Here is a 25577-nt window from a genome sequence, read left to right as displayed (position 1 = left end):
ACACGGGTCTGCGCCCCCGTCAATCACCCGGTATACCAACTGGCCCCATCACTTAGCCTGCGCGATGGGCTTTGATGATTTTCCTCGCATGAACTGCTGCTAACGCGCATTGGCCCGATTGGGTCGTCGCCTCTCCACGCACCCAAACCAAGCGCGCGGAAGCGCATAATCTAACAGCGATCTGTTTTCTCAGGCTTGCTCAAGCGTTTTTCTGGCGATGTGCATGAGCAACGCCCTGCTAGCCTCCCGAGCGACGCGCCTCGCGCCTTTGGCGTTTAAACGCAAAGACTTCCGAGCGCTCGACCCAACGGTATTTCGGGTCTTTTTTAACGGTAGAAAAGAACAGTTGCCCCTGCCCGATCCGCCATGGATCGAGAACAATTCCGTCTGTCATATCGGCCCCTTTGGCCGAAACAATCAGGGTCGAATGTTCAATCAATATCGAATCGTGATTGGCAATTGCCCGGTGCCACTCCACCGTTTCAAAGCCCTCGCGCTTCATCCGCGCCTCAAGATCATCCGCCCAATCTTTGCACAAACCACGAGGTTTGCGTCCCTGATTGACCGACACATTGTGAAAATACGGCGATTCCACCACATCCCACTCTCGCGCCCAGTCCAGCGGATCTTCGACAGCGATCCGCGCAATCTCAGCCGCCTCTTGCGCACTGATACTTGGGTTAAGCCCGGCAATCAGGGCAGATAAATCTTCGATCTTGATTTCTTCGGCATCAACCTGAGAAAACGCCATGGTTTGTGGCACGGTTTGATGCGCTTGCGGAGCCATACACCCCGCCAAGCCAAAGGTCGCCATGCCAAACGCCGCCACTGCGGCCAAATACACACCCCGCATCACGTCTCCTAAAACGCCAAAGGCTCCCTAAATCAGGACGCCTCTTGCACTTCATCCTCAAGCCGCGCAACCCGCGCACCCGATTTTTGCGAGGTCACAACCCCAAGCGATTTCAGCTTGCGGTGCAAGGCCGAACGCTCCATGCCGACAAAAGACGCGGTGCGTGAAATATTGCCGCCAAACCGGTTGATTTGGGTCAGCAGGTATTCACGTTCAAAAGCTTCACGCGCCTCGCGCAATGGCAGCGTTGCCAAGGTGCCAGACAGCACAACCCGCCCATCGTCGCTTTCGGCAGGGCCGCTGTCTTGGGGCAGTTCGCGTGCCTCGACCGGGCCGGTGCCATCACCCAAAATCAGCACGCGTTCGATCAGGTTTTTGAGCTGACGCACATTGCCCGGCCATGTCATCGTCTGCATCAAAGCAACCGCGTCATCGGAAATTTCACGCAGCGGCAGGCCTTGCGACTTGTTGCACAGCTCCACAAAGAACCGCGCCAATACGGGAATATCTTCGCGCCGTTCCGCCAAAGACGGCACCTCAATTGGAACAACATTCAAGCGGTGATACAGCTCCTCACGGAACTGGCCGCTCGCGATTTCAGTTTGCAAATCACGGTTGGTCGAGCTGATCACACGCAAGTCGACTTTGACTTTGTCAGAGCCACCAACACGGGTGAATTGCTGGTCCACCAGCACGCGCAAAATCTTGGACTGAGTGCCAAGAGGCATGTCCGCCACTTCGTCAAAATAGACCACCCCGCCATGCGCCTGTTCAAGCAAGCCCTGCTCGATGCCGCGCTGTCCGCCTTCGCGGCCAAACAGGATTGCCTCGACCACTTCTGGCTCCATCCCGGCGCAATTGACCGTCACGAAAGGCGCGCTGGCGCGGCTTGAATTGGCATGCACATAGCGCGCCGCCACTTCCTTACCTGCCCCGGCAGGACCGCTAAGCATGACGCGGCCATTGGATTTGGTCACCTTATCAAGCTGGCTCAGCAAGGCGCGATACGACGCGCTATCGCCAATCATCTCGGCCGGTTTGCTGTCGCCTTGTTTCAGCTTGCTGTTCTCCCGCCGCAGCAGAGAGGTTTCCATGGCTCGGCGAATAACCACAAGCAACTGATCAATATTAAAGGGCTTTTCAATGAAATCATAAGCCCCCTGTTTGATCGCGGCCACCGCAATTTCAATATTGCCATGGCCCGAAATGATCACCACCGGCACGTCAGGATAGTCGCGTTTGACGCATTTCAGGATGTCGATGCCATCCATCTTGCTGTCTTTCAGCCAAATATCGAGGATCAACAGCGCCGGTTGCTTGTCCGCAATCTGCGCCATGGCCTCCTGGCTGTTGCCGGCCAATCGCGTGGTATAGCCTTCGTCTTCGAGGATATCCCCGATCAGCTCCCGAATATCACGTTCGTCATCGACGATCAGAATATCGCTCATGTTATGTCCCTCAACAAACCCATGTTCAAACTCCCTCAAGCAACCGGGCACGGTCCGCGTCGTCTTGCGCGTCAGTCAACGGCAATTGGATCACGGCCATAGCCCCTACATTGGCACCCTCCGAAAAGGCCGGTGCAGTTTCGAGGGCCAGCGTTCCGCCATGCTCCTCGATAATCTTTTTCACGATCGGCAAACCAAGACCGGTGCCTTCATCGCGGGTGGTGACATATGGTTCAAACAGACGGGCCCGGTCTTCAGGCAGGCCAATGCCGTTGTCCATAATGCGAATATCGACGCGTGCTTCATCCACCACATTTGCTGTGACCCGGATTTCAGGATGATGCCCCTCAGGTGCGCCGTCACGCTGCAAGCTTTCGATTGCCTCACCAGCGTTTTTGATCAGATTGGTCAGCGCCTGCCCGATCATGGTCGCATCCAGATCACCGGGCATCGGCTCCCGCGAGATATTTGACACAAAGCGCACATCCGGCTGGCCATTTTCTTGCAACAACACAGCGGCGCGCAACAAATCCCCAATATCCTCATGCTTACGCTCAGGTTCTGGCATCCGTGCGAACTTTGAAAACTCATCCACGATGCGACGCAAATCGCCGGTCTGCCGAATGATCACATCCGTCATATCTTCAAGCTGTTCTGCACTGGTTTCATCCAAATGACGGCCAAATTTGCGGCGAATACGTTCCGCCGAGAGCTGAATGGGGGTCAGGGGGTTCTTGATCTCATGGGCAATCCGCCGGGCCACGTCGCCCCACGCGGCGGTTCGCTGGGCACTGACGAGATCGGTGACGTCGTCAAAGGCCACAACATACCCTTCAAGGCTGTTGTCCTTGCGGCGACGGCGCGACACCCGCACCAACAGATGCTCCATCTGGCCTTCACGGCTCACCTTGACCTCTTCTTGCACCATCTCGCGGCCTTCGCGGCGCATCCGATCAAACAAAGCGCCAAATTCAGGCACGGCCACCGAAATCGGATCAGCGCGATGCGTTTCGTGCCAGCCCAAGAGCCGCTCAGCCGAGCGGTTCACAAAGGTCACTTTGCCCTCAGCATCAAGCCCGACAACCCCCGAAGTCACCGAGGACAAAACTGAATCAAATAACCGCTGGCGGCGTTCAATCTGACGGGTGTTTTCCAAAAGCTCCTCGCGCTGGCCCTTCAATTGACGTGTCATCTGGTTGAAGTAGCGCCCCAGCATCGAGATTTCGTCATCGCCCTCTTCTTCGATCACCTGCACATCGAGATCACCCGCCCCGACGCGCTGAGCAGCACCGGTCAATCGCCCGACCGGGCGGCTCAGACGTTCGGCAAACCAAAGGCCCGCCCAAGTCGCCGCCAAGATCAGCAGAACAGCAAACCCCAAGTAGAGCAGCGCGAAATCAAACAATCGACGACCGCGCTCGCTCTCTTGCTGTTGATAGAATTGCGCCGTTTCTTGGGTTTCGTCCAGGAGCTGAAGCAACTGACCATCAATTTCGCGGCTGACATATAGAAACCCATCGGGAAACGTGCGCAATTCAATCAAAGCGCGCATTTCATTGTTTTCCCAATCGGCAATCACACTGACGCCGTCTTCGCCCAGATTTTCAAAAGCCCATTGCGGCGGCTGTTCGTAATCAAACAGGTAGCTGCGTTCGCCGCGCACCTGGATTTCCCCCGCCCCGTTCACAACAAAGGCCTCTCGCAAACCCCGTTGGATTTGGCTCTGACCCTGGCTCAGATCTTGGCGCAACTCGCCGGCATCCGCGACGAACCGGCCACGCTGTTTGGCGTCTAAAAAACCACCCAAGGCCCAGACATCCTGAACAAGCCCCTGCCTTTGTTCAGCTTCATAAGATTCCGCCGCCGAAAGCGAGGCGCCAACAACGTTCTGCACCCGCTTTGAAAACCAGGTCTCAAGGCCGATATTGATGGTCAAAACCGCAAAAACAGCGACCGTGACGGTCGGCAAAAGCGCCATCAAAGCAAAGGAGGCGGTCAAACGCAGATGCAAGCGGGAGCCCGCTGATTTGGCACGTCTGGCCGCAATCATACGTGCCACGCGCCCCAGAACCATGGCCGCCAAAAACATCACGTAAATCAGGTCGGCCAAAATGATAAGACGCAGGCTTATGTCGCCCGCGCCGTGGTCCAGCGGACCAAGAACCAAAAAGGTGAAAAACGCCAAAATCGGCCCAAGCGCCACCAAAGTCAGGGTGAACGCATTTTGCACACGACGTGTGCGACGCAATCGACTAAGCCGACTCCATGTCCAAGAGCGTGCCCGTGTGGCCACAGCCGAACCTCTTACTAATGTGCCGAATTAGGTTTCCCAAACCCGACAACCGCCATATTTTGTGGTCTTTCCAACACAGCTAAGCATTGGCGCCACAGTTATGTGGCTCTTTTACATCAATTTGCGGCGGCGTGTCACGCGAATATCTAATTCCGTGATTTTCTTTCTGAGCGTATTTCGGTTGATTCCCAACAAATCCGCACATTTAGCCTGATTTCCGCCTGTCGCTTCGAGTGCGATTTCAATCAATGGAGCCTCTACTTCGCGAAGAATTCGCCCATATAAGCCCGGTGGCGGTAACATTGCGCCATGCAAATCAAAGTAACGGCGCAGATGTCGGGCAACGCTTTCACCCAGCTTGTCACCATCGCCACCACGTAAAACCGGACCGGTTTCCGGCTGGTTTCCAAGAACTGCCTCAACTTCAGATCGGCTGATTTCCTCATTTCGACTGGTCAGGCTGAGCCTGCGCACCGCATTTTCCAACTGCCGCACATTGCCCGGCCATGAATAGATGCGAAACAGCTCAACCGCCCCCTCCGACAAAACCCGGTGCGGGGCCCCTTCGCGCTCACCTCGGGTCAAAAAATGCTGCGCCAGCAGAGGGATATCTTCAACCCGTTCGCGCAGTCCGGGCACTTCGATTGCCGCACCATCGAGGCGATAGAACAAGTCTTTGCGCACCTTGCCGCCATCAATCAAGGATGTCGGGTCATATTGAGACGAGGCAATAAACCGCGGAACATGATCGCCCGGCACATCCATCATGCGCACAATGCGACCCTGAACCTCATCATCAATATCGGCGATTTCATCAATCAAAAGCGTACCGCCCCGAACCCGCGCCAGCACCCGCGCCGGGCCATCCAGATCTGTCAGATCGGCCCCAGTCACGGTGACAAATGGCAGGCTACGACGGTCGGAGAAGTCGTGTAACGCTTTGGCAATCAAAGATTTACCGGTTCCGCTTTCACCAGTAACCAACACAGGCAAATCGGTGTTCATCACCCGCGCAACCAGCCGGTACAGCGCCTGCATCACCGGCGTTTTCCCAACCAAAGGCAGCTCTTCGGGCGCATCGGCCTGAACGACCGGGTCTTCGCGGCGCGGCGCACGGTTGCGGCTGTCCAACGCTTTAGACGTCCGCTTCATCAGGTCCGGTAAATCAAAAGGTTTGGGCAAATAATCATAGGCCTCGGCCTCGGCGGCCTGAATGGCGGTCATGATCGTGTTTTGCGCCGAGATGACAATGACCGGCAAACCGGGACGATCTTCGGCAATCTTGGGCAGCATTTCCAAACCATTTCCATCGGGCATGACAACGTCGGAAATCACAACGTCGCCTTTCCCCTCGCCCACCCAACGCATCAGCGTGGTCAGACTAGACGTTGCGTGCACCTTGCACCCGGCGCGTGTCAGCGCCTGTGTCAAAACGGTACGGATTGTGCGGTCATCATCCGCGACAAGGACGGTTCCATCCATCACTTAGTCTCCTGTGATTTGCCCGTCGGCTTTTTGACCGCGCGAGGCAGAGATATGCGAAAAACGGTCCGGCCGGGGACGCTGTCCACCGAGATCCAGCCGTCATGATCAGAAATGATTTTGCTAACAAGCGCGAGCCCAAGCCCTGTTCCGTTTTCCTTGCCGGACACAAAGGGATCAAAGACATCGCTGGCGATTTCCGGCGGCAAGCCTTTGCCATCGTCGATCACTTCAATTTGCAACGGTAAAACTTGGGCTGATCCATCGGGTCTGCGGGTGCGGAAACTATGGTCATAATAGGTGTGAAGTTTAATCTTTCCGCCTTTTGAATCAGCGGCTTCTGAGGCGTTCCTCAAGAGATTCAAGATCACCTGCAGCAATTGATCAGGATCGCCAAGCGCCATCGGCAAAGACGGGTCGTAATCCTCAACAATGGACATATGCCCACCAAACCCAAGCAAAGCAGACCGGCGCGCCCGATCCAGAACATCATGAATGTTCACCTCACGGCGTTCAGGAACAGAGAGGTTTCCAAATTGCTCAACCTGTTCCAGAAGCTTAACGATCCGCCGCGTCTCTTCGACAATAAGGTCCGTTAATTCAAGGTCTTCTGGTGGTAAGTTCATGCTTATGAGCTGCGCAGCCCCGGTGATCCCTGCCAATGGATTTTTGATTTCATGGGCCAGCATTTCCGCCATGCCAATCGCAGATTTTGCAGCCGATTTAACCGAATGGTTCTGGGTCATTCGCCCTGCCAGTTCACGCGGCGAGATGAGCATAATCATCCAACCCGGCTGTCCTTGCATCGGGGCAATTTGCAAGTTGCACACCAAAGGGGCCCGGTTTCCCGTCCCGACATCCACATCGTTCACAAACAGGGCTGTCCCGTGATCACGCGCGCGAACAAAGCTTTCCTCTAGAGGGGCATCGACATGAACACGGTCCCAAACTGGCTGACCGAGCAAGGACTTAGCCGAGCTGTTCATGAACCCTTCTGCGGCGGGATTAACCCCGCTAATACAGTCATCAGCGTTGATCAACAGGGCCGGGACAGGCAGGCTTGACCAAATGGGATCGGCTTGAAAGGTCATGCCGCCACCTTCTGATCCGTCACAAGAGCATCCGCCAACAAAGACAACACTTGCTTGGGGTCTTTTTCAGTCAAAACACGTTGGCGCAAAGCGCGCGGGGTGGCGGCGCGATCCATGTACCACCCTAGATGTTTACGGGCCACGCGCGCGCCCAAAACCGCCCCGTAAAAGGTAAGCATCGCCTCATAATGTTCTGAAACCATGTTGTAAAACTCTACTCCATGCGGAATTTCGGGCATCTCAGTCCCGTAAAGTGCCGCAGAAATTTCTGCCAATTTCCAGGGCGCGCCTTGCGTGCCACGTCCAACCATAACCCCGTCAGCGCCAGAGCCGCGCAAAGCCGCCTGTGCCGACCCCGCTCCTACAATGTCGCCATTGGCAATCAGCGGAACATCTATCGCATCTCGCACGGCCCGGATGGCCTGCCAATTGGCACGCCCTTTGTAGAACTGGCACCGGGTGCGGCCATGAATCACAACCATCTGCACCCCCGCATCCACTGCGCGAGAGGCCAGTTGAGGTGCATTGACCGACGCATCATCCCACCCCAATCGGGTCTTTAACGTCACGGGCAGATCGACCGCTCCAACCACTGCATCAATCAGTTTCAACGCATGATCAGGGACCTGCATAAGCGCTGATCCCGACCAACCGCCTGTCACCTTTTTCGCCGGACAGCCCATGTTGATGTCAATGATACGCGCGCCCATATCGGCGACCATTCTTGCGGCTTCTGCCATGGGCTCTGGCTCTCTTCCTGCGATCTGTACCGAGGTATTGACGATTTGCGCCCCAAGTTCGGCCTTTTCACGGGTGCCGGGGCGTGCTGTCAAAAATTCTCCGGATGCAATCATCTCAGAAACGACAAGCCCGGCTCCAAAGCTGGACACCAAATTGCGGAACGGCAAATCGGTGATTCCCGCAAGCGGGGCGAGCATGACTGGTGCCGATATCCGTTGTTTTCCGAGTGAAAAGCCCAAACGCCTAATCCTTGTGCAGTACCCATCAGGTAACTCTTGTGCGTCTATTGTACAATGTTTCAAGCGCATTTAGCAGGCGCAGCAAAACCAGTTGCTTATTTTTTAAGCAGCCCCTTCGGCCAGATTGCGCAATCCGCCGACAAGGCCTAAACCCAACGGGGCAAAGAGGACCACACATGACAACAGCCGCAATAATCGTCGCCGCAGGGCGCGGCACACGCGCCGGGGGGCCGCTGCCCAAACAGTGGCGGGACGTGGCTGGAAAGCCCGTAGCACGCTGGACGCTTGAGGCTTTTGCCGATGTCGACACATTGGTGATGGTCATTCATCCCGATGACCGCGATCGCGCTGAACAGGTGGTGGATGGTCTTGATGTTTTGCTGGTCGATGGTGCGCCGCAACGGTCAGGCTCGGTTCGCAATGGGCTAGAAGCTTTGGCAAAAGCCGCGCCTGACGTTGTCCTGATCCACGACGTGGCGCGGCCCTGTGTTCCACGCTCTGTCAATCAGGCGGTGCTGAGCACCCTGGCCAACACCCAAGGCGCAGCTCCGGCGCTTGCGATCACCGATGCGCTGTGGACCGGCCACAACAACCATGTCACAGGAACCCAGGACCGCACCGGGCTATTTCGCGCGCAGACCCCGCAAGGCTTTCATTATAGCGACATCCTTGCCGCCCATCGCGCATTTCAAGGCGAAGCTGCGGATGATGTTGAAGTGGCCCGCGCTGCAGGGCTGGACGTTGCCATCGTTCCGGGCGATGAGCGAAACCTGAAAATCACCGGCCCCGATGATTTTGAACGCGCGGCCAAGATACTGACGGCTAGAAAGCTTCTGGCCCCAAAGGAGAGCAGCATGGATATCAGATTGGGCAATGGCTTTGACGTGCATGCCTTTGAAGACGGCAATCACGTGATCCTATGCGGCGTGTCGGTTCCGCATAATCGCGCTCTTAAAGGCCACAGTGACGCCGATGTCGGCATGCATGCTGTCACCGACGCGATTTACGGTGCCTTGGCCGAGGGGGACATTGGCCGACACTTCCCGCCAAGCGATCCGCAATGGAAGGGCGCAGCAAGCGAGATTTTCCTACGACACGCTTGCGAGTTGGCCCGCTCCAAAGGGTATGAGATCGGCAATATCGACTGCACTCTTATATGTGAGCGCCCCAAAGTTGGGCCTCATGCCAGCGCCATGATGGCCGAAATGGGCCGGATTATGGGGTTGGCGCCGGATCGGGTCTCGATCAAGGCAACCACCTCGGAACGACTCGGCTTTACCGGCCGCGAAGAAGGGATAGCGGCGCTTGCCACCGCGACATTGGTGAAATCATGAAGGCTATCGCATCGCTGTGTTATGTCGGCTTCCTGAAACCCGCACCGGGGACTTGGGGGTCATTCGCCGCCCTGCCCCTTGCTTATGTGGTGCATCAGATCGGCGGGTTTATGTTGCTGGTCGCCTTGACCACAATCGCCTTTGGATTGGGCTGGTGGGCGACGCAACGTGTCACGGCCAATGCTGTGACAGACAAAGATCATGATCCAAGTTGGGTGGTGATTGATGAGCTGGTCGGCCAATGGATCGCCCTGTTTCCGGTGAGCTATGGCGCTGGCATGATGGGTATCGACATCACCCGGCTCTGGCCCGGTTGGATCGCCGCATTTGTTTTGTTTCGCCTGTTTGACATCACCAAACCCTGGCTGGTGGGCAAAGCGGACCGGATGGGCACTGCACTTGGGGTGATGCTGGATGATGTGATTGCCGGGGTCTTTGCCGCAATTGGCGTGATTGCTTTGGCCTCGCTCTATCATGGGGTGTTAATGTGACCGCCGATCTGGCCGCTCAGATTTTGGATATTGCACGCGCGACGGGCAAGACGATCACCTGCGCCGAAAGCTGTACAGGTGGCAAGGTCGCGGTTGCGCTTACGGATCTTCCGGGGAGCTCGTCCATATTTGAGCGCGGATTTGTGACGTATTCAAATGCTGCCAAGGCTGACATGCTTGGAGTTTCCAAAGCAACACTGGACCAGCACGGGGCCGTCTCCGAAGAGGTTGCCGCTGAGATGGCCATGGGGGCGCGACGCGCGGCAACGGCAGACGTTGCGGTGTCCATCAGCGGCATTGCCGGGCCCGGCGGCTCCGAGTTTAAACCCGAAGGCAGGGTGTGTTTCGGGCTGGCGACACCGCTTGGCGTGCAAACGCAGACCGTTGAATATGGGGCTTTGGGGCGGGGACATGTCCGAAACGCCGCGACCAAACACGCGCTCTCTCTGATCCTAGAGGCGCTTTCGAACTAGGCAGTGGCGCAAATTTCCCGCCCAATTGCTACGCACCTTAATAAACCACAAACCGCCACTTTATCGGTCGATTTGGGATTTATTCGCACATTTTTTAATCTTTTCGCAAACCGCCCTGCATTTGCGCGCCCTCAGACCCGCTTGCATCTTTTTTCCGCGTCCGAATCCCGATTGAAGCCCTTGAAACGGGACAAATGAAGGGAAAGACCAATGAACGGAGCGGATACCGCCTGGATCATCGTCGCCACAGCGCTGGTGCTGTTTATGACACTACCGGGGTTGGCGCTGTTTTACGGCGGGCTCGTACGGGCGCGCAACGTGCTCAGCGTTTTCATGCATTGCTATGCGATTGCCTGCCTGATGAGCGTGCTTTGGCTGGCGGTTGGCTATTCCATCGCCTTTGGCGGCGGCGGCACTGGGTTTTGGGGCGGCCTCGACAAGGCGTTCTTGAACGGCGTCACGGCTGATAGCCTCTCGGGCACCCTGCCCGAAGTGTTGTTCTTTGCCTTTCAGATGACATTTGCCATCATCACCCCCGCGCTGATCGTCGGCGCTTATGTGGAACGTGTCGGCTTTGGCTTTGTTCTTCTATTTTCCGGCCTTTGGATGCTGCTGTGCTATGCGCCGGTGGTTCATTGGATCTGGGGCGGCGGCATGATGGCCGATGGCGGTATTTTTGGCGAAACCGGGGTCAAAGACTTTGCGGGTGGCATTGTTGTGCATGAAACCGCAGGCCTGGCAGCGATCATCCTCGCGATCTTCCTTGGCCCACGTAAAAACCAAAACACGCCCCCACATAACCCCGGTTATGTGATGATTGGCGCGGCGATGCTCTGGGTTGGCTGGTTTGGCTTTAACGGCGGCTCACAGCTTGCAGCAGATGGTGGCGCGGCTATGGCATTGACCGTCACGCATATTTCGGCCGCGACAGCCTCCTTGTCTTGGGCGCTGTGGGAAAAGATCAAATTCGGCAAAGCATCGTTGGTTGGCATCGTGACCGGAACGATTGCCGGTCTGGCATCTATCACCCCCGCTTCGGGTTTTGTTGGCCCGATCGAAGCTTTGGCCATTGGGGCCATCGCGGGTGTGCTGTGCCAAGAAGCGGTGGTTCTGGTGCGCAACAAACTCCAGATCGACGACACGCTGGATGTATTTGCAGTTCACGGCGTCGGCGGCATCTTTGGGACCATTATGATCGCCGTCTTTGGCGCAGGCTCCTGGGCGGCTCAGCTTGGCGGCTTGGCGATTGTCGGGATCTTTACAACCGTGGTGACCATCGCTCTGATCTTCATCGTCAAGGCGATCACGCCGTTGCGGATTGATGCAGAGACCGAAACCAACGGGCTTGACCTGATGGTGCATGGTGAACGCGCCTACGATCACAACAGCTAAGCCCAACCGGCAAGACCGGTGGGACTACTCAAAGGGGCCTCGTGATGGGGCCCCTTTTCGTTTGGCCCTCAGAGGCCAGCGGCCAGTTCTTCCATGAAATAACTCATGAACTGCGCGCGGCCTGCCAAACCCGATTTTTGATAAATAGACGAGTTCTGGGCCTTTATCGTTCCTGTGCTGCGGCTTTTCACTTCCGCAATTTCGGCGATGGAAAACCCTTTGATCATCAACAAAGCCGTTTCTTGTTCTGCGTCCGAAAGCCCCCAATCGGAAAACTTCTGTAGCACCAAACTGTGAAACGCCTCAGTTGCATATTGCAGCTGCTCTTCCACATGCGCCACGCGGCGTTGTGAATTGCGCAAGACCATCAAGGTCACAGCAGAGCCGATGACCAATCCCAAAATGGATATCAGTTCGATAATCTCATGGAGTTCCCAACTGATATCCAGAATCTGAAAGTCAAAGACGGTTCCAACGAACTCAATCAAAAACAGCGACAAGGCAACCGCTTGCACAACCAAAGCCGCTACAATTGCACCCTTGGGAGAGGAGGCAAGTAAAGCAACATTTGGTTTGCGCAAAGGCATGAGGGTCACCTCTTGAGAACATAGGGCATTGGTTGGACACCGCGACGCGGGTTAGCTGTGCTCAACGGTCGTCATCATCGTCATCATCATCGTCGTCGTCGTCATCATCATCGTCGTCGTCATCATCGTCGTCGTCATCATCTTCCTCATCTTCTTCATCTTCCTCATCGTCTTCGTCGCGATCATCATCATCATCATCATCATCATCATCCTCTTTATCGTCGTCATAGCGGCCTGATTGACGATCATACTCGCTGTCGACCTCGTCGTCTTCTTGCTCTTCCGTTTCATCTTTGATGACCCGGCCATTTCGGGTGACCACGATTTCCCGCTCGGTTCCGGCCTTTTTCCCTTCGATCTTGGTGCGCCCCAGTAACGTGTTGCGAACTTCGATATCAGTATAGCCTTGTTCCTGGAGTTGCTGAACTATGCTATCTGCCGCGCTTTGGGCGAAAGCCGGGCTGACAAGGCAGGTGGTAATAAACAAAGCTGAGAGGAATTTTGTACGGCGCATCATAAGTTTGTCTCCTAGACCAGTGGATGCAAAACGCTCCCATGACTGGGGGTGATTTTCCATTGGACTACAGTCAAGGCGGGCCGAACTGGACGAAAGTTTAGAGCGGAAATTTGCGAGACATGGCGTGCCCCTGCCGCGTTTCACGCATTGCAGGTTGTGTAACCGGATGCGCGCGGAGCCATAACCGCATGCACGCAGCGCGCAAACAAGCGGGGCCGGTCAAACACAGCTTTGTCGCCGTTTTGGATACAATCAGTCTCATGTTCTCGATTTGGAAACAATCATCCAGCATGGGCGCGCAACACGCGACACGGGCTGATCCCGCCAAGAGATGCCCCCTGTCCCAAATTCAAGAACGGGAACGTCCTATGGACGCACCCGCACTAGGAAAATATCGGACAAGTGAAAACCTTTCAGCGCGTCACCCACACCGCCCCCAACCGTCCGAAGTTACCAGCCGCCTCAAAGGCGCAAAATCAACTGGCCGATTGCGCCTCGGCCCCGGCCATCACGCCAAGAACAGCGCTCAGATCACCGCTTGTGACGCTGTGCCAAACCTGATCACTCCCGACCAGAACCTGGGCTTTGGCCCGGATTTTCTCAGATCGCAGGCCGATATTCATCGGCGCGTTCAGATCATAAAACGCTTGGGTTTCCTGATCAGCTTGCACCACTACATGAGCCGCGGTTTCGGGCATGTCAGGGTCAGCATGAACCGTCACCTTGTTCAACATGGCAACGACATCCGAACGCAGCACCAGATCATCACGATAGCTCGCCAAAGCGCCGGTGCTATGGCCAAGCATAGATAAGGCGACCACCGCGCGATAACTGAATTTTGCCTCCAGCCCTGTTTGCGGATCGGGTTGATTGCAAACGGTCATCCAACGCGGATGCGTGGTGATAGCGATGCCTTGAATAGCGTCGACAGGGATGGGTTTGAGCGTCTCAAGCGCCTCAAGCGTCGCATGAAGCCCATGGCAACAGGCATGAAACTTGTGGCTGATCTGTTCCATCATCCAGCCGTTTGGCTGATCATCCGAACCGTTGGCGTGATGGGTCGGTAAAAACCCGTTTTGCCCTGCAATCGCATCTGGATTTGAAACAAATCCGCGCGCGGCCAAAATCGCGGCTTCGACACCGTTCGAGGCCGCAATTCCGGCGTTATAGGGTTTGCCCATGGTGCCAAATTGCGATTTCAGCCCCGAGGCACGGGTACTGACAAGCCCAAGTGCATGCGCCATGTGCAACGGATCAAGCTTGAGAATCACACCCGCCGCCACCGTCGCGCCAAAGGCCCCAGCAGTGGCCGTTTGATGAAATCCAACTTGATAATGATCGCGCCCCAAACGCAGCCCCATGCGGATAGACGCCTCGCATCCTGCCAAACAGGCGCGCAAAAAGGTGTCGAAGTCTGCGCCTTGCGCCTCAGCCATGGCCAATGCCGCCGGGATAACGGCCACAGAGGGATGGCCGATGTGGGCAAAATGGGTGTCATCGTAATCGAGCGCGTGGCTGGTGGCCCCATTGACCAAAGCCGCCGCCCGACACGGGACTTTGCCACCGCCAAACAGGCTGGCTTGGGCCGTGCCGCCGTCATCCAAAGCCAAGGATCGCGTTAGTTTTGCAACCGGTTCTGAGACACCAGCCACCCCGCAAGCAAGCCAATCAACCAGAGACAAACGCATGATATCAAGCGCGTCGTCACTCGGATCGGCCAAAGCCGCAGTCAGCCAAGTCTCAGCCATAAAGCTCCTTTGCGCGGGTTTCAAAGGCCCGCACCACACGTTGCATCGCCTCATAAAAGAACAACCCCGCGGCCTTTTGCAAGATCACGTTTTTGAACTCAAAATCGACATCAAAGGACACATCACAGCCCCCCTTCTCAACATCAACAAAGCGCCAATTCGAGATCAGGAATTTGAACGGACCATCCAAATATTCGGTTTCAATCCGCTGTTCACCTTCGAACAACCGCACCCGAGACCCAAACCGTTCGCGAAACACCTTAAAACTGATCACCAAATCGGCAAGCATTTCTGTGTGATCGTCATGTTCAACCACAGAACGAATGCGCGCGGCGGCGGTCCATGGCAGGAACTTTGGGTAATTGGCAACATCGCCCACCAGCGCATACATTTGAGCGGCAGTATAGGGGAGGCGTTTTGTCTCGGAATGGGATGGCATCTTGCCCTCGGTCGGGTGATTGGGGTACGGCGGTTGGGGCCGTAGTGTGCGCGGCACATGTCGTATGCCAAGGCAGAAAATACAAGGGTCGAGCCATGACAAAGCGTCCATATGTCGTAGATGAAATGATCTCGGCCAAAGCGATTGCCGCCCGGATCGAAGAGCTTAGCCGCGAAATTCAACGTGATTTTGCAAAAACGGATAAGCTCTATGTGGTTGGCCTTTTGCGCGGGTCATTTGTGTTTATCGCCGATCTTGTGCGCGAATTGGACCTGCCGGTTGAGGTGGATTTCTTAGAAGCCTCCTCCTACGGAAACGCAATGGAATCTAGCCGAGAAGTCCGTATTCTCAAAGACTTGCGCGGTCCGATTGAAGGGCGCGATGTTTTATTGGTCGAAGACATTGTCGATACGGGCCACACGCTGAACCACGTGATTCACCTGCTGGAAAGCCGGGCTCCGGCGCGGTTGCGTACCATTGCATTGCTAGACAAACCCACGCGGCGCGAAGTGGACATCCGCGCGGATTGGATCGGTTTTGAAATCCCTGATGAATTTGTCGTCGGATACGGGATTGATTACGCACAGCGAAACCGCAACTTACCTTTTATTGGCAAAGTGCGCTTTGAGGATCAGAGCGGCTAAGTCTGCCATGGGTGGTCAATAAACACCCCGCGCCTCAATACACCGGGCGTTCCGGCGTTCACCGATGTCGACATGCGCTATTCAGCCTGCCAACGGCGGTGCGCCCATAGCGGGATTTGGGTTTCTCGGTTTGTCTTTTCTGCGCCCCTAAGACCGGGGGAACCATTTGTTCCTATAGGCCATGGTTCGCCCCGCCTTTTGACGTCACCTTTTGACCCGGCCTTTTGAGCAGGCGAGTTTCAAGCTGTTCCTACTTGGTGCCCGGATCAAAGACCCTCTGCAAAGTGACGTGCCGCATCTTGATCTGAGGGTGAAAGAGTGGCGGCCATTTCTGCACAAGCATCCTTGGTGTTGTCCAAATCATACTCCAATTCCAGTGCCTTAAGGCAATAGCCATAGCCCTTGACCACATCCCGCCAGACACCGTCAAACCGCTCATCCGTCGCAAAATTTGCGAGCCAAAGCGCCGCCTTGCCATTCCCCATCTCTACGCCGTAACGATACAAAAGATAGGCTCGGAGCGGGTCGGCCTGAATGCCTTCGTCGCCTTCATACAAGTAGGCCAGATCCGGGATGGATCGCGTATCACCTGCGGCCACCGCGCGATCCAGATACTCACGCACCAACGTGATGTCACGCTCGACACCTTCGCCGTGAAAATACGCGTATCCGACCGCACGCAGGCCGACATAAGACCCCAAATCGGCCGCATGTTTGTAGTGAATAAACGCCTTGTGCAGATCCTTGTCAGTGCCCTTACCCTGATAAAACATATCGGCGATCAAATTAGGGCCGTGACTGTAGCCCATGTCCGTCACTTTTTCAGCCAATGCCCGTGACAGCTCATAATCGGCGGTAAACCCTTCGTGATCGGTTTGCCAAAACAAGGCGAGATTGTAGACAGATTTTTCAAAACCCTGCGCTGCGGCGCGTTCATACCACGCCAAACCCGCCTTGGGATCATAGGGCAATCCCTTGGAACTGTCGCGGGTCGTCAAAGCCGCGCCAAGCATGTTTTGAGCCACCGGGTCTCCGGCCTCTGCTTCAGCTTGAACAACGGGCCATATTTCGCTGTAATTGCCCGATAAATACTGATCGCGCGCCGCGGATAAATCAGCTGACATGTCAGCCCACCCAAAACACGGAAACGCCGCCAATACCAAAGTCAAAAGGCGCATGGCCCCTCCAATCCAATAATCAAATTCACTGTCAGCTCCAAAGCACCCACAGATTGGCACGCAGGTCAAGTGAGGGGATTCAGTATAGGATTGTCACTTTGCCAATGCATATTATGATGGGGCCTACTGAAAACAGGGAGATACCAATGAAAAAGTCTTTCGCCACCGTCGCCGTTCTGGCCTCGCTCGCCACGACTGCTTTCACCGCAACAGCCATGGCCGACGTCCCACAAGCCGTCAAAGCACGTCAGGGTCAATTCAACATCATGGCACTAAACTTGGGTATTCTGGGCGGAATGGCCAAGGGTCAGGTCGAGTATGACGCCGAAGCCGCTCAGGCTGCTGCCGACGCGTTGGTTGCGGTTTCGATGATCAACCAAGCGCCGATGTGGCCGGCTGGAACTGACAATATGTCAATCGAAGGCACCCGCGCCCTGCCCGCCATGTGGGACAATGTTGAAGACGCGATGGGCAACTGGGCGGCCTTTGGTGAAGCTGCCAAAGCCATGCAAGCCGCTGCCGGTATGGGAAAAGACAAGATCGGGCCAAACATGGGCAAGCTCGGCGGTTCCTGCAAAGGGTGCCACGACACCTATCGCGCGCCCAAGTAAATGCGCGCCGTTTTGAAATTGCTTATCGCAGCGGCCATTGTCGGCGTTGCGATAGGCCTTTGGCTCACCGCCCCGGATCGGGTCGCGCCAGAGCGTTTTGCATCTTTGACCGGTGATATTGCCGCCGGGGAAAAAGCTTTTACCGCATCGGGTTGCGCATCGTGCCACCATGTTCCGGGTGCCGAAGACAAGCTGGTCTTGGCGGGCGGCATGGCCTTTCCTTCCGATTTTGGGACATTTTATGCGCCCAATATCTCGCCTGATCCTGAACATGGAATCGGCGGTTGGACGCTCGAAGATTTGGCCAATGCGGTGACACGCGGGGTATCCCCAAAAGGCCAGCATTATTATCCGGCCTTCCCCTATAATGCCTATAACAAAATGTCCGATCAGGACGTCGCTGATTTGTTTGCCTATTTGCAAAGCCTGCCTGCGGATGCCACCCCATCCAAACCCCATGATGTCGGATTTCCGTTTAACATCCGCCGGTCATTGGGGGGCTGGAAGCTTTTGTTCTTTAACGATGAATACGTGATGGATGTTCCCGCCGATTTGGAACGTGGCCGGTATCTGGCCGAAGCTCAGGCCCATTGTGCTGAGTGCCATACACCGCGCAATGTGCTTGGCGGGTTGGATACCTCACGTTGGATGGCCGGAGCCCCCGACCCATCGGGCAAAGGGACAATCCCAGCGTTGACACCAGACAAGCTCACTTGGTCGGCGGAAGATGTGGCTTACTATCTCGAATCCGGTTTTACGCCTGATTACGATAGTGTCGGCGGACATATGGCCGAAGTTGTTGAAAACTTTGCCCATCTGAGCGCCGAAGATCGCAATGCCGTTGCCGCCTATATCAAGGCCCTGCCCGCACCGGGCACGGAGTCGGACGGCTACTAAAAACACTGTGGGGACAGGGCTACACCCTATCCCCACATTTTCGTTACAAATGGCAGCCAAGCCGCCGCTTTCTCCGCAACTTATCAGCCTGAACTGGGCCAGACGCGTTACGCTTGGCCGAGTTTGTCTTCCCGCGCCTTGCGCAAACGGGCGAAATCATCACCAGCATGATAGCTTGACCGCGTCAGAGGTGTTGCCGAAACCATAAGAAACCCTTTGCCAAAGGCCGTTGTTTCATAGGCTTTGAATTCTTCCGGGGTCACAAAACGATCCACCACGTGGTGTTTCGGGGTCGGTTGGAGATATTGACCGATGGTCAGAAAATCGATGTCAGCGGCGCGCATGTCATCCATGACCTGGTTAACGCCCTGGCGATCTTCCCCAAGCCCGACCATAATGCCCGATTTTGTGAAAATCGACGGGTCCTGTTCCTTGACGCGCTGAAGCAAACGAAGACTGTGGAAGTAGCGGGCACCGGGGCGCACGGTCGGATACAGGCCCGGCACGGTTTCAAGGTTGTGGTTGAACACATCCGGGCGCGCCTCGACGACGATATTCAACACATCGTCGGAACATTTCAGGAAATCAGGCGTCAGGATTTCGATGGTGGTGTCGGGGGATCGGTGCCGAATCGCACGAATGGTCTGGGCAAAATGCTCTGCACCGCCATCTTTCAGGTCGTCGCGGTCAACCGAAGTGATCACAACATGGTTGAGCCCCAGCTTATTGACCGCATCCGCAACCCGACCCGGTTCAAAGGCGTCAAGCGTATCTGGCTTGCCGGTTGCAACGTTACAAAAGGTACAGCCGCGGGTACAAATCTCGCCCATGATCATCATGGTGGCGTGGCCTTGGCTCCAACATTCGCCGGCATTTGGACAGCTCGCCTCTTCGCAAACCGTTGACAGCTTGTGTTCACGCATGATGCGGCGCGTGGTGTTATAGCCTTCGCCGCCCGGAGCCTTGACCCGAATCCACGATGGTTTCTTGGGCTGAGCATTGTCCGGGCGATGCGCCTTTTCAGGATGTCGCTCGGATGGAATTTTGAGATCACGCACAGATTTTTCCCCGCGAAGGATTTACGTTCCGTAACTAATACGGAGTTGCAGGGGGTTTTTCCAGTGAAGCTTAGCTGAGAATTCAGCGGCGCATCCCCAAATGTAGCGAGTTCCCCCTGCGCCTCAGCCAAATATAGGATTTTAGCCTTGTGTGCTGCGAATTGCCGCCATGCGTTTTCAAAGCGATGTCGCAAATGCCCCAAATCCTCTTGCGACTCGCGCGTGGCTTGGGTACCTCGCGTTTAGAAACATTCCAAACTCTCAAAGGTGCCCGATGAAAGCTGGTTTTACCCTCCCCGAAGTGACCTTCCACACCCGCGTTCGCGACGAAAGCATTGGCGGCGACAACCCGTTCCGCTGGCAGGACATGACCACCGCCGATTACTTCAAAGGCAAGCGCGTTATCCTGTTTTCGCTGCCCGGTGCCTTCACGCCAACATGCTCGACTTACCAACTGCCCGGCTTTGAAAAAGGCGCGGCGGATTTTGCAAAACACGGTATCGACGACATTTACTGCCTGTCCGTGAACGACAGCTTTGTGATGAACAAATGGGCTCAGAGCCAAGATCTGGAAAACGTCAAAGTGATTCCCGATGGCTCCGGTGAATTCAGCCGCAAAATGGGCATGCTGGTGGCCAAGGATAACCTGGGCTTTGGCATGCGCAGCTGGCGCTATGCCGCCATCATTAACGATGGTCAAATCGAAGCCTGGTTCGAAGAGCCCGGCCTTTCCGACAACCATGGCGAAGATCCCTATGGCGTTTCCAGCCCTGAAAACGTGATGAAGCATCTGGAAGAAAAAGCTGCCTCAGCAGCCTAATCCGCTTGGTATTCAAAACAAAGAGGCCCGCCAATTCGGCGGGCCTTTTCTTTTCGGCAGCTTGCTGAGTTATCCGACCAAATCGCCGCCATGCGCAGCCAGCTCTTCATAGTGGCGACGAAGGCGCTGCAGCGCGATACGCAAAACAACCTTGCCAGACCGGGCCGACCAGCCCAGACGCTTTTCTGTGGTCTCAAGGCCTTCGAGATAGCAACAGCAGCGCAGGGCCACATCGCCCAAACCTGGCCCCAGATCCCGGAGAGCCGCTTGCAAGCGCGTCTGTGCGGCGTCGGTGCCTGCGCCTTCGCCGTTTGAGCTGCTCTCGTCCGAAGTGAGAAACTCGTCCCAATTCTGGGTAAGCCGAGGCCCCATTTGCGCCAGTTCAAAATCCTCGCGGAGCCGTTCACCCGCCGCAACCAATTCGTCTGACAAAAAGGCTGTGCCTTCTTTGTCCTTGCGCCGCGCCAAGGCCGTCAAAGGGCTTTCGGCCAGCAAATAGCGCCCTTTACGCACGCGCGGGTCGCGCTCAACCTCTTCCAAAGCGGCTTCGGCCGCACGGCCCGTGTCAAATCCGGCCTGTGCCTCGGCAAACCCACGCACTTTGTTTTCTTGCTCGGCCACCATCCGGTTCAACGCAGCGCGCCCCGTTGATGTAATCCGGTAGCGTGAAATGCGGCCCGGTGAATCGCAGGCAATCCAATCCTGAAGCGCCATGGCCTCGGCGATCGGGGCGTCGACAACGGCGGTTCTGGTGCTACCACCATCACCTGTGTCACGCACCACAACAGCCTTGTCCATTTCCGCAGCAACAGCCAAGACCGCGCCGCTTTCACAGAGACGTCGCAAAACCCGACGCGCTTCACGTGTCAGAGTTGTTTCATCTGGTGGTGTTTGGGGAAGTTTGGCCGCGGTCATCATATCCGTGTCCTTTCCGACATGTATCGCCGCAATCTTTGTATCAAGTGACTTGGTCTCAATGGGTTGGCCCAAATTGCGCAGGGCGGCATCCACAAGCGGATCGTCACGCCGTGTTTCGATCCGACGGACCTGACGCAGAACCGTAGAGGCGTGGCATCCGGCCTGACGCGCCAATTCGCGGATCGTGCATCCCTTTTCAGTATGCGCAAGATAGACCCGCGCGGCGTCTGGCACCCACTTGGGGAGCCCCATCACTGCACTGTGCATATTCACGTCGCCCATCTTGCGTATTCCCGTTATTTTTGGCCGTTTTCCACAGATTTATCCCCATGGGGACAAGTCGCAACCTAGACGTGTGTACATTACTGCTAGGTTAACAAAGTCGCACAAATGCCATCATTGCGCCCAAATTCTAAACGTTTCTAACCCCAGCGAACGCACCGCGCGTGTGCAACGCAACAGAGCTCAACTTGTGAGAGTGTTTCCCAAGAATCACGAAACCTCGGAGAGCAGACATGAAAGATATTCTAAGCATTCTCAACGACTTGCGCCGCCCACGCCTTCTTATTCGTGCCGCACGTATTGGCGCACAGGATTACCGCCGGAACCCACATCTTCACCGACTTTTAGGATATGGTAACCTTCCACGCCCGGGCGCAGCTTTAATGAAGCTTATGGAAATTGAGGCCGATCTTAATGATCGACGCCGTGGAAACGATTCGGGATATTCAGTGAGTCGACATGTCGAAATTCTGGTGGCGATGATGGGTGAAGCCCGCGTTCTGCGTGAAACCCAATCGTCCTAACCACACAAGACCACCCCATACTCATAAACGAGAGGGTGACAGGGCCAGACGGGCGCGCCCAATACACAGGGCCGCCCGCCGGATGTTCAAGAGAATGACGCGCTGGCAGTCAGGTGCCGCAATCGCCTAACGCGGTCACAAAATACGGTCACAAAATGCGGTCACGTAAAGCTGTCACGTAAAGCTATCGGGCATCGACGCTTTTTTGTCCGCCACATACTTTGTGAGCGCCGCAAGAATCTCGGGGTCCAATGCTGGTTGTTTGTAATTGTCCAACAGGTATTTCACCCGAGCGCTGGCCAAAGCGACCGTATCGCGGCCACCTTCTTCGGACCAGGTCTCATAGGGCTTATAGTCCAGTAGGTCGGTTTTCCAGAACGCATCCTTGAAATTGGCCTGCGTATGGGCGCAACCAAGATAGTGCCCCCCCGGCCCGACTTCGCGGATAGCATCCATAGCCTGGGCATTTTCATCCACAGACACCCCTTTGGCCAACCCGTGCAGTGTCCCAAGTTGATCCGCGTCCATGACAAACTTCTCAAACGACGCCACCAAACCGCCTTCCAGCCAACCACAGGAATGCAGCATAAAGTTCACCCCCGACATCAGCCCCATATTGAGCGAATTCGCGGTCTCATAGGCGGCCTGTGCGTCCGGTAGCTTCGATCCACAGAATGAACCGGCCGAGCGATAGGGCAATCCCATCCGCCGCGCCAGTTGCCCAGCGCCATAGGTAACATGTGCGGCTTCGGGCGTGCCAAAGGTCGGAGCACCTGATCCCATATCAATGGACGATACAAACGCCCCAAAGATCACCGGCGCACCGGGACGGATCAGCTGGCTATAGGCGATCCCCGCCAGAACTTCGGCCAAGACCTGCGTCAAAGTTCCTGCCACCGACACCGGGGCCATTGCCCCGCCAACGATAAAGGGCGAAATGATACAGGCTTGGTTGTTCCTGGCATACACCTCAAGCGCGCCCATCATCACATCATCAAATTGCATCGGTGAATTGATGTTGATGAGCGAGGTCATCACGGTGTTTTCCTGAACGAACTCTTTGCCGAACAGGATTTCGCACATCTCGACACTGTCTTGTGCCCGCTCAGGCGCAGTGACGGATCCCATGAAGGGTTTGTCGGACAGTGTCATATGCGAAAACAGCATGTCCAAATGGCGCTTGTTCACCGGCACGTCGGTGGGCTCACAGACGGTCCCACCGGAGTGGTGGAGCCATTTCGACATATAGCCAAGTTTCACAAACTTGTTGAAGTCTTCCATCTTGGCATAACGCCGCCCGCCTTCGGCATCCCGTACAAAGGGAGGGCCATAAACCGGGGCAAGCACAAGGCTCTTGTCGCCGATAACCACGGATTTACTTGGATCACGCGCATGTTGGGTAAACTGGCTTGGGGCGGTTGCACAGAGTTTACGAGCCAATCCACGCGGCAGGCGAACGCGTTCGCCTTGGACATCAGCCCCGGCATCCCGCCAACGTTGCAGTGCTTCTGGGTTATCGACGAAGTTGACACCGATCTCTTCAAGCACCGTTTCAGCGTTGTGCTCAATGATATCCAGCGCCTCTTCACTCAATACCTCAAAGTTTGGGATATTGCGCTCAATGTATTTGGCGGTCTCGATGCTCACTGCGGTGCGTTCTGCTCGGCGGGCTGCTCCGCCACCGCCACGGGTCCGTCTGCGCGCTGGTTCTGCCATGGGTTCGTGTCCGTCCTGAATTTCGCTTGGGCTTGTTTCTACCCCAAGCCCAGCGCCGCACGGCACAAGTTAGCGGCGCCCCACATTCAAAAGCGACATTTGCATCGGCAATCCAGCCTTTGACGCCATGCGCCCCCTAGGGCACGATAGGCCTTCGTGAGGAGGAGAGATATATGGACGATCAAGACCGCAATGTGCTGACGCCTGCCGAAATTGGTGCCGTTGCGCATCTCTACCGCGGCGAGGTTTATCGGAGCACGATTTGGCGCACCCGTCTTGATACCACAACCAACTGGGCCGTTGTCACGCTTGGGGTGGCGCTATCCATTAGCTTTGCCTCCCCTGATGCCTCGCCCCTGCCTTTGGTTCTGGTTGGGGTGTTGATCATCCTGTTTCTCATGCTCGAATCCCGTCGTTATCGCTATTTCAACGTGTGGCGTGCGCGCGCCCGTTGGCTTGAGACGCACTTCTACGCCCCCATGTTGCATGACGGCGATCTGCACCTTGAGGAGAATTGGCAAAAGGTCTTGGCGGATGACTATATGAAGCCGACCTACCATGTTTCGACCATGACAGCCGTTGGTCGGCGTATTCGTCGCAATTACCTGTGGATTTTGATCATCCAATCGCTGGCCTTTGCAGGCAAGCTCACGGTTCACCCCACTGGCGCAACCAGTTTCGAAGAGGTGGCGCGCAGGGCTGATATTGGCCCGCTTCCTGGCGAAATCGTTATGTTGGTTGGTGTACTCTATCTCGTGACCTGGGCCGGGATCGCCTTTTGGTCTTGGAACGATGATGTCTCACGCAGTCGAAAACGTGGCGCAGACAAATCGGACAGTATGGGATGACTCCAACACCGAACTTCGGGACTGACACGCGCCTGTACCGGATCAACGGCACACCTGTCCGCCCTACCTCTGGTCATAAGTTCATCTGGGTATAGGTGGCCATGGACATAAGCGCCTCTGGACAGAAGTGCTATGGGCCTACCCGGTAAAAGCGCTCAGCCTTTGCTGCCCCCCCCTCAGGTGTTTATACCACGCTGAGAACTGGACATGGGGCTTGGCGGTTTCGGACAGTAACCCAGAGGCTTCCCTCCTTCCCGGTTATCTTCCCCCTTACCGTTATTTCGGACTTGCTCGGTCAAAGAACCGGTCAGGTTCAATGCCACACCGATATTTTGCGCCAAAAGCCCACTGGTGCCCGCCCCCGAGAGGCTGCTATTGGTCCCTACGCTCAAACCAACCAATTGGGGTTAAGATGCCACATGATCATTCTTGCGGATCGCACTGCGGATGCAGCAGCGACCATGCGCATGGACCACGCCCTGACGTCGCACGCATTCCGCCGCCCTGGCGCCCCAAACAACAGGTGCGCCCCTTGGCCATCGGGATCTTTCGGCGCGAAGACTATGTGTTGGCCGGTCCGGTGTATGACGATGACGCCCAAATCAAAGGCTGGCGCCCCCTTGGCGGCGAGATTGAATTTGGCGAACGCGGGGCGGATGCTCTGATCCGTGAAATGCGTGAAGAGACCAACCAAGAGGTGACGGATGTGCGCATCATTGGCACCTTGGAAAACCTCTATGAGCATCACGGCGAGAAAGGGCACGAAATGGTTCTGGTCTATGAGGCGCGCTTTGCCAACCCGTCCATCTATGACGCTGATCAACTTGCCTTTGCCGAAGCGGACGGACTGGAAATGCAGGCCAAATGGATTTCATTGCCCAAAGCGCGTGCAGGTCGCATCGCCCTTTATCCTGATGGCTTGGCAGATTTGCTCTGATCTCATCCAAAAGGCT

Annotated in this window: 25 protein-coding genes; 11 read left to right on the top strand and 14 right to left on the bottom strand. The window is 56.0% G+C overall.

What is annotated here, in order from left to right; all coding sequences use genetic code 11:
* Positions 1–238 precede the first annotated feature (238 nt).
* The 6 genes from ACRBB0_RS06755 to dusB form a co-directional block, all read right to left on the bottom strand.
* Positions 239–853 (bottom strand): hypothetical protein, encoded by a 615-nt coding sequence (locus ACRBB0_RS06755; RefSeq protein ID WP_431373646.1) that lies wholly within the window; start codon positions 851–853, stop codon positions 239–241.
* Positions 854–885: 32 nt separating this feature from the next.
* Positions 886–2301 carry a sigma-54-dependent transcriptional regulator gene (locus tag ACRBB0_RS06750; protein ID WP_431373645.1) on the bottom strand — a complete coding sequence of 472 codons (1416 nt, stop codon included), beginning with the start codon at positions 2299–2301 and terminating at the stop codon, positions 886–888.
* Positions 2302–2326: 25 nt separating this feature from the next.
* Complete coding sequence (locus ACRBB0_RS06745; protein WP_431373644.1) at positions 2327–4594, bottom strand: ATP-binding protein; 2268 nt, start codon at positions 4592–4594, stop codon at positions 2327–2329.
* A gap of 111 nt (positions 4595–4705) precedes the next feature.
* A complete protein-coding gene (locus ACRBB0_RS06740; protein WP_431373643.1) occupies positions 4706–6076 on the bottom strand; it encodes a response regulator in 1371 nt (456 codons plus the stop codon).
* Entirely contained in the window at positions 6076–7167 is a 1092-nt protein-coding gene (locus ACRBB0_RS06735; RefSeq protein ID WP_431373642.1) for a two-component system sensor histidine kinase NtrB, read from the bottom strand. The genes ACRBB0_RS06740 and ACRBB0_RS06735 overlap by 1 nt, the downstream gene beginning before the upstream one ends.
* The gene (dusB, locus tag ACRBB0_RS06730; RefSeq protein WP_431373641.1) at positions 7164–8105 is read right to left on the bottom strand and encodes a tRNA dihydrouridine synthase DusB; all 942 of its coding nucleotides are present in this window, start codon (positions 8103–8105) and stop codon (positions 7164–7166) included. Before dusB ends, ACRBB0_RS06735 begins: the two co-directional genes overlap by 4 nt.
* A gap of 218 nt (positions 8106–8323) precedes the next feature.
* Between dusB and ACRBB0_RS06725 the strand changes: the two genes are divergently transcribed.
* From ACRBB0_RS06725 to ACRBB0_RS06710, 4 genes are all read left to right on the top strand, one after another.
* The gene (locus ACRBB0_RS06725; RefSeq protein ID WP_431373640.1) at positions 8324–9481 is read left to right on the top strand and encodes a bifunctional 2-C-methyl-D-erythritol 4-phosphate cytidylyltransferase/2-C-methyl-D-erythritol 2,4-cyclodiphosphate synthase; all 1158 of its coding nucleotides are present in this window, start codon (positions 8324–8326) and stop codon (positions 9479–9481) included.
* The gene (locus tag ACRBB0_RS06720) at positions 9478–9972 is read left to right on the top strand and encodes a phosphatidylglycerophosphatase A family protein (RefSeq protein ID WP_431373639.1); all 495 of its coding nucleotides are present in this window, start codon (positions 9478–9480) and stop codon (positions 9970–9972) included. Before ACRBB0_RS06725 ends, ACRBB0_RS06720 begins: the two co-directional genes overlap by 4 nt.
* On the top strand, positions 9969–10445 hold the full coding sequence (locus tag ACRBB0_RS06715) for a CinA family protein (protein ID WP_431373638.1): 477 nt from the start codon (positions 9969–9971) through the stop codon (positions 10443–10445). The genes ACRBB0_RS06720 and ACRBB0_RS06715 overlap by 4 nt, the downstream gene beginning before the upstream one ends.
* A 210-nt stretch (positions 10446–10655) precedes the next feature.
* Positions 10656–11837, top strand: a complete 1182-nt coding sequence (locus ACRBB0_RS06710; protein WP_431373637.1) for an ammonium transporter — start codon at positions 10656–10658, stop codon at positions 11835–11837.
* Between the two features lie 68 nt (positions 11838–11905).
* Here the strand turns inward: ACRBB0_RS06710 and ACRBB0_RS06705 are convergent, their stop codons facing one another.
* From ACRBB0_RS06705 to ACRBB0_RS06690, 4 genes are all read right to left on the bottom strand, one after another.
* Complete coding sequence (locus tag ACRBB0_RS06705; protein ID WP_431373636.1) at positions 11906–12424, bottom strand: helix-turn-helix transcriptional regulator; 519 nt, start codon at positions 12422–12424, stop codon at positions 11906–11908.
* A gap of 61 nt (positions 12425–12485) precedes the next feature.
* Positions 12486–12941: a hypothetical protein gene (locus ACRBB0_RS06700; protein ID WP_431373635.1), complete on the bottom strand. Its 456-nt coding sequence runs from the start codon at positions 12939–12941 to the stop codon at positions 12486–12488.
* A 476-nt stretch (positions 12942–13417) separates the two neighbouring features.
* Positions 13418–14689: an MmgE/PrpD family protein gene (locus tag ACRBB0_RS06695; RefSeq protein WP_431373634.1), complete on the bottom strand. Its 1272-nt coding sequence runs from the start codon at positions 14687–14689 to the stop codon at positions 13418–13420.
* Positions 14682–15128, bottom strand: coding sequence for a type II toxin-antitoxin system RatA family toxin (locus ACRBB0_RS06690; protein ID WP_431373633.1), 447 nt, complete (start codon positions 15126–15128; stop codon positions 14682–14684). Before ACRBB0_RS06690 ends, ACRBB0_RS06695 begins: the two co-directional genes overlap by 8 nt.
* A 95-nt stretch (positions 15129–15223) precedes the next feature.
* Between ACRBB0_RS06690 and hpt the strand changes: the two genes are divergently transcribed.
* Entirely contained in the window at positions 15224–15772 is a 549-nt protein-coding gene (gene hpt / locus ACRBB0_RS06685) for a hypoxanthine phosphoribosyltransferase (RefSeq protein ID WP_431373632.1), read from the top strand.
* Between the two features lie 266 nt (positions 15773–16038).
* Here hpt and ACRBB0_RS06680 read toward each other — a convergent pair whose 3' ends face one another.
* Complete coding sequence (locus ACRBB0_RS06680; RefSeq protein ID WP_431373631.1) at positions 16039–16950, bottom strand: tetratricopeptide repeat protein; 912 nt, start codon at positions 16948–16950, stop codon at positions 16039–16041.
* Between the two features lie 146 nt (positions 16951–17096).
* On the opposite strand from ACRBB0_RS06680, the gene ACRBB0_RS06675 reads away from it, so the two are divergent.
* Complete coding sequence (locus tag ACRBB0_RS06675) at positions 17097–17561, top strand: c-type cytochrome (RefSeq protein ID WP_431373630.1); 465 nt, start codon at positions 17097–17099, stop codon at positions 17559–17561.
* The gene (locus ACRBB0_RS06670; protein WP_431373629.1) at positions 17562–18458 is read left to right on the top strand and encodes a c-type cytochrome; all 897 of its coding nucleotides are present in this window, start codon (positions 17562–17564) and stop codon (positions 18456–18458) included.
* Between the two features lie 107 nt (positions 18459–18565).
* Here the strand turns inward: ACRBB0_RS06670 and lipA are convergent, their stop codons facing one another.
* Positions 18566–19516 (bottom strand): lipoyl synthase, encoded by a 951-nt coding sequence (lipA, locus tag ACRBB0_RS06665; RefSeq protein WP_431373628.1) that lies wholly within the window; start codon positions 19514–19516, stop codon positions 18566–18568.
* A gap of 274 nt (positions 19517–19790) precedes the next feature.
* Here lipA and ACRBB0_RS06660 point away from each other — a divergent pair, with 274 nt between their 5' ends.
* Positions 19791–20336 carry a peroxiredoxin gene (locus ACRBB0_RS06660; protein WP_431373627.1) on the top strand — a complete coding sequence of 182 codons (546 nt, stop codon included), beginning with the start codon at positions 19791–19793 and terminating at the stop codon, positions 20334–20336.
* Positions 20337–20405: 69 nt separating this feature from the next.
* Here the strand turns inward: ACRBB0_RS06660 and ACRBB0_RS06655 are convergent, their stop codons facing one another.
* Positions 20406–21536, bottom strand: coding sequence for a DUF6456 domain-containing protein (locus ACRBB0_RS06655; RefSeq protein ID WP_431373626.1), 1131 nt, complete (start codon positions 21534–21536; stop codon positions 20406–20408).
* Between the two features lie 233 nt (positions 21537–21769).
* Between ACRBB0_RS06655 and ACRBB0_RS06650 the strand changes: the two genes are divergently transcribed.
* Positions 21770–22060: a DUF6477 family protein gene (locus ACRBB0_RS06650; protein ID WP_431373625.1), complete on the top strand. Its 291-nt coding sequence runs from the start codon at positions 21770–21772 to the stop codon at positions 22058–22060.
* A 174-nt stretch (positions 22061–22234) separates the two neighbouring features.
* Here the strand turns inward: ACRBB0_RS06650 and ACRBB0_RS06645 are convergent, their stop codons facing one another.
* Entirely contained in the window at positions 22235–23776 is a 1542-nt protein-coding gene (locus ACRBB0_RS06645; RefSeq protein ID WP_431373624.1) for a trimethylamine methyltransferase family protein, read from the bottom strand.
* A 173-nt stretch (positions 23777–23949) separates the two neighbouring features.
* On the opposite strand from ACRBB0_RS06645, the gene ACRBB0_RS06640 reads away from it, so the two are divergent.
* Both ACRBB0_RS06640 and ACRBB0_RS06635 read left to right on the top strand, forming a co-directional pair.
* The gene (locus ACRBB0_RS06640; RefSeq protein ID WP_431373623.1) at positions 23950–24624 is read left to right on the top strand and encodes a DUF2270 domain-containing protein; all 675 of its coding nucleotides are present in this window, start codon (positions 23950–23952) and stop codon (positions 24622–24624) included.
* A gap of 532 nt (positions 24625–25156) precedes the next feature.
* Positions 25157–25561 (top strand): NUDIX hydrolase, encoded by a 405-nt coding sequence (locus ACRBB0_RS06635; RefSeq protein WP_431373622.1) that lies wholly within the window; start codon positions 25157–25159, stop codon positions 25559–25561.
* Positions 25562–25577: the final 16 nt, after the last annotated feature.

It is taken from the genome of Pelagimonas sp., assembly GCF_050633425.1.
In the GTDB taxonomy this organism is placed as follows: domain Bacteria; phylum Pseudomonadota; class Alphaproteobacteria; order Rhodobacterales; family Rhodobacteraceae; genus Pelagimonas.
Note: the sequence above shows the minus strand (reverse complement) of the source record. Positions and strands in the feature narration are given on the sequence as shown.

Coding starts and splice junctions, on each gene's coding strand:
- ACRBB0_RS06755 (WP_431373646.1), bottom strand. CDS start 853: ATGCGGGGTGTGTATTTGGCCGCAGTGGCGGCGTTTGGCATGGCGACC.
- ACRBB0_RS06680 (WP_431373631.1), bottom strand. CDS start 16,950: ATGCGCCTTTTGACTTTGGTATTGGCGGCGTTTCCGTGTTTTGGGTGG.
- ACRBB0_RS06735 (WP_431373642.1), bottom strand. CDS start 7,167: ATGACCTTTCAAGCCGATCCCATTTGGTCAAGCCTGCCTGTCCCGGCC.
- ACRBB0_RS06700 (WP_431373635.1), bottom strand. CDS start 12,941: ATGATGCGCCGTACAAAATTCCTCTCAGCTTTGTTTATTACCACCTGC.
- ACRBB0_RS06660 (WP_431373627.1), top strand. CDS start 19,791: ATGAAAGCTGGTTTTACCCTCCCCGAAGTGACCTTCCACACCCGCGTT.
- ACRBB0_RS06655 (WP_431373626.1), bottom strand. CDS start 21,536: ATGGGCGACGTGAATATGCACAGTGCAGTGATGGGGCTCCCCAAGTGG.
- ACRBB0_RS06670 (WP_431373629.1), top strand. CDS start 17,562: ATGCGCGCCGTTTTGAAATTGCTTATCGCAGCGGCCATTGTCGGCGTT.
- hpt (WP_431373632.1), top strand. CDS start 15,224: ATGACAAAGCGTCCATATGTCGTAGATGAAATGATCTCGGCCAAAGCG.
- ACRBB0_RS06725 (WP_431373640.1), top strand. CDS start 8,324: ATGACAACAGCCGCAATAATCGTCGCCGCAGGGCGCGGCACACGCGCC.
- ACRBB0_RS06695 (WP_431373634.1), bottom strand. CDS start 14,689: ATGGCTGAGACTTGGCTGACTGCGGCTTTGGCCGATCCGAGTGACGAC.
- ACRBB0_RS06640 (WP_431373623.1), top strand. CDS start 23,950: ATGGACGATCAAGACCGCAATGTGCTGACGCCTGCCGAAATTGGTGCC.
- ACRBB0_RS06710 (WP_431373637.1), top strand. CDS start 10,656: ATGAACGGAGCGGATACCGCCTGGATCATCGTCGCCACAGCGCTGGTG.
- ACRBB0_RS06675 (WP_431373630.1), top strand. CDS start 17,097: ATGAAAAAGTCTTTCGCCACCGTCGCCGTTCTGGCCTCGCTCGCCACG.
- ACRBB0_RS06645 (WP_431373624.1), bottom strand. CDS start 23,776: ATGGCAGAACCAGCGCGCAGACGGACCCGTGGCGGTGGCGGAGCAGCC.
- ACRBB0_RS06705 (WP_431373636.1), bottom strand. CDS start 12,424: ATGCCTTTGCGCAAACCAAATGTTGCTTTACTTGCCTCCTCTCCCAAG.
- ACRBB0_RS06650 (WP_431373625.1), top strand. CDS start 21,770: ATGAAAGATATTCTAAGCATTCTCAACGACTTGCGCCGCCCACGCCTT.
- ACRBB0_RS06750 (WP_431373645.1), bottom strand. CDS start 2,301: ATGAGCGATATTCTGATCGTCGATGACGAACGTGATATTCGGGAGCTG.
- ACRBB0_RS06720 (WP_431373639.1), top strand. CDS start 9,478: ATGAAGGCTATCGCATCGCTGTGTTATGTCGGCTTCCTGAAACCCGCA.
- ACRBB0_RS06740 (WP_431373643.1), bottom strand. CDS start 6,076: ATGGATGGAACCGTCCTTGTCGCGGATGATGACCGCACAATCCGTACC.
- dusB (WP_431373641.1), bottom strand. CDS start 8,105: ATGCTCGCCCCGCTTGCGGGAATCACCGATTTGCCGTTCCGCAATTTG.
- ACRBB0_RS06690 (WP_431373633.1), bottom strand. CDS start 15,128: ATGCCATCCCATTCCGAGACAAAACGCCTCCCCTATACTGCCGCTCAA.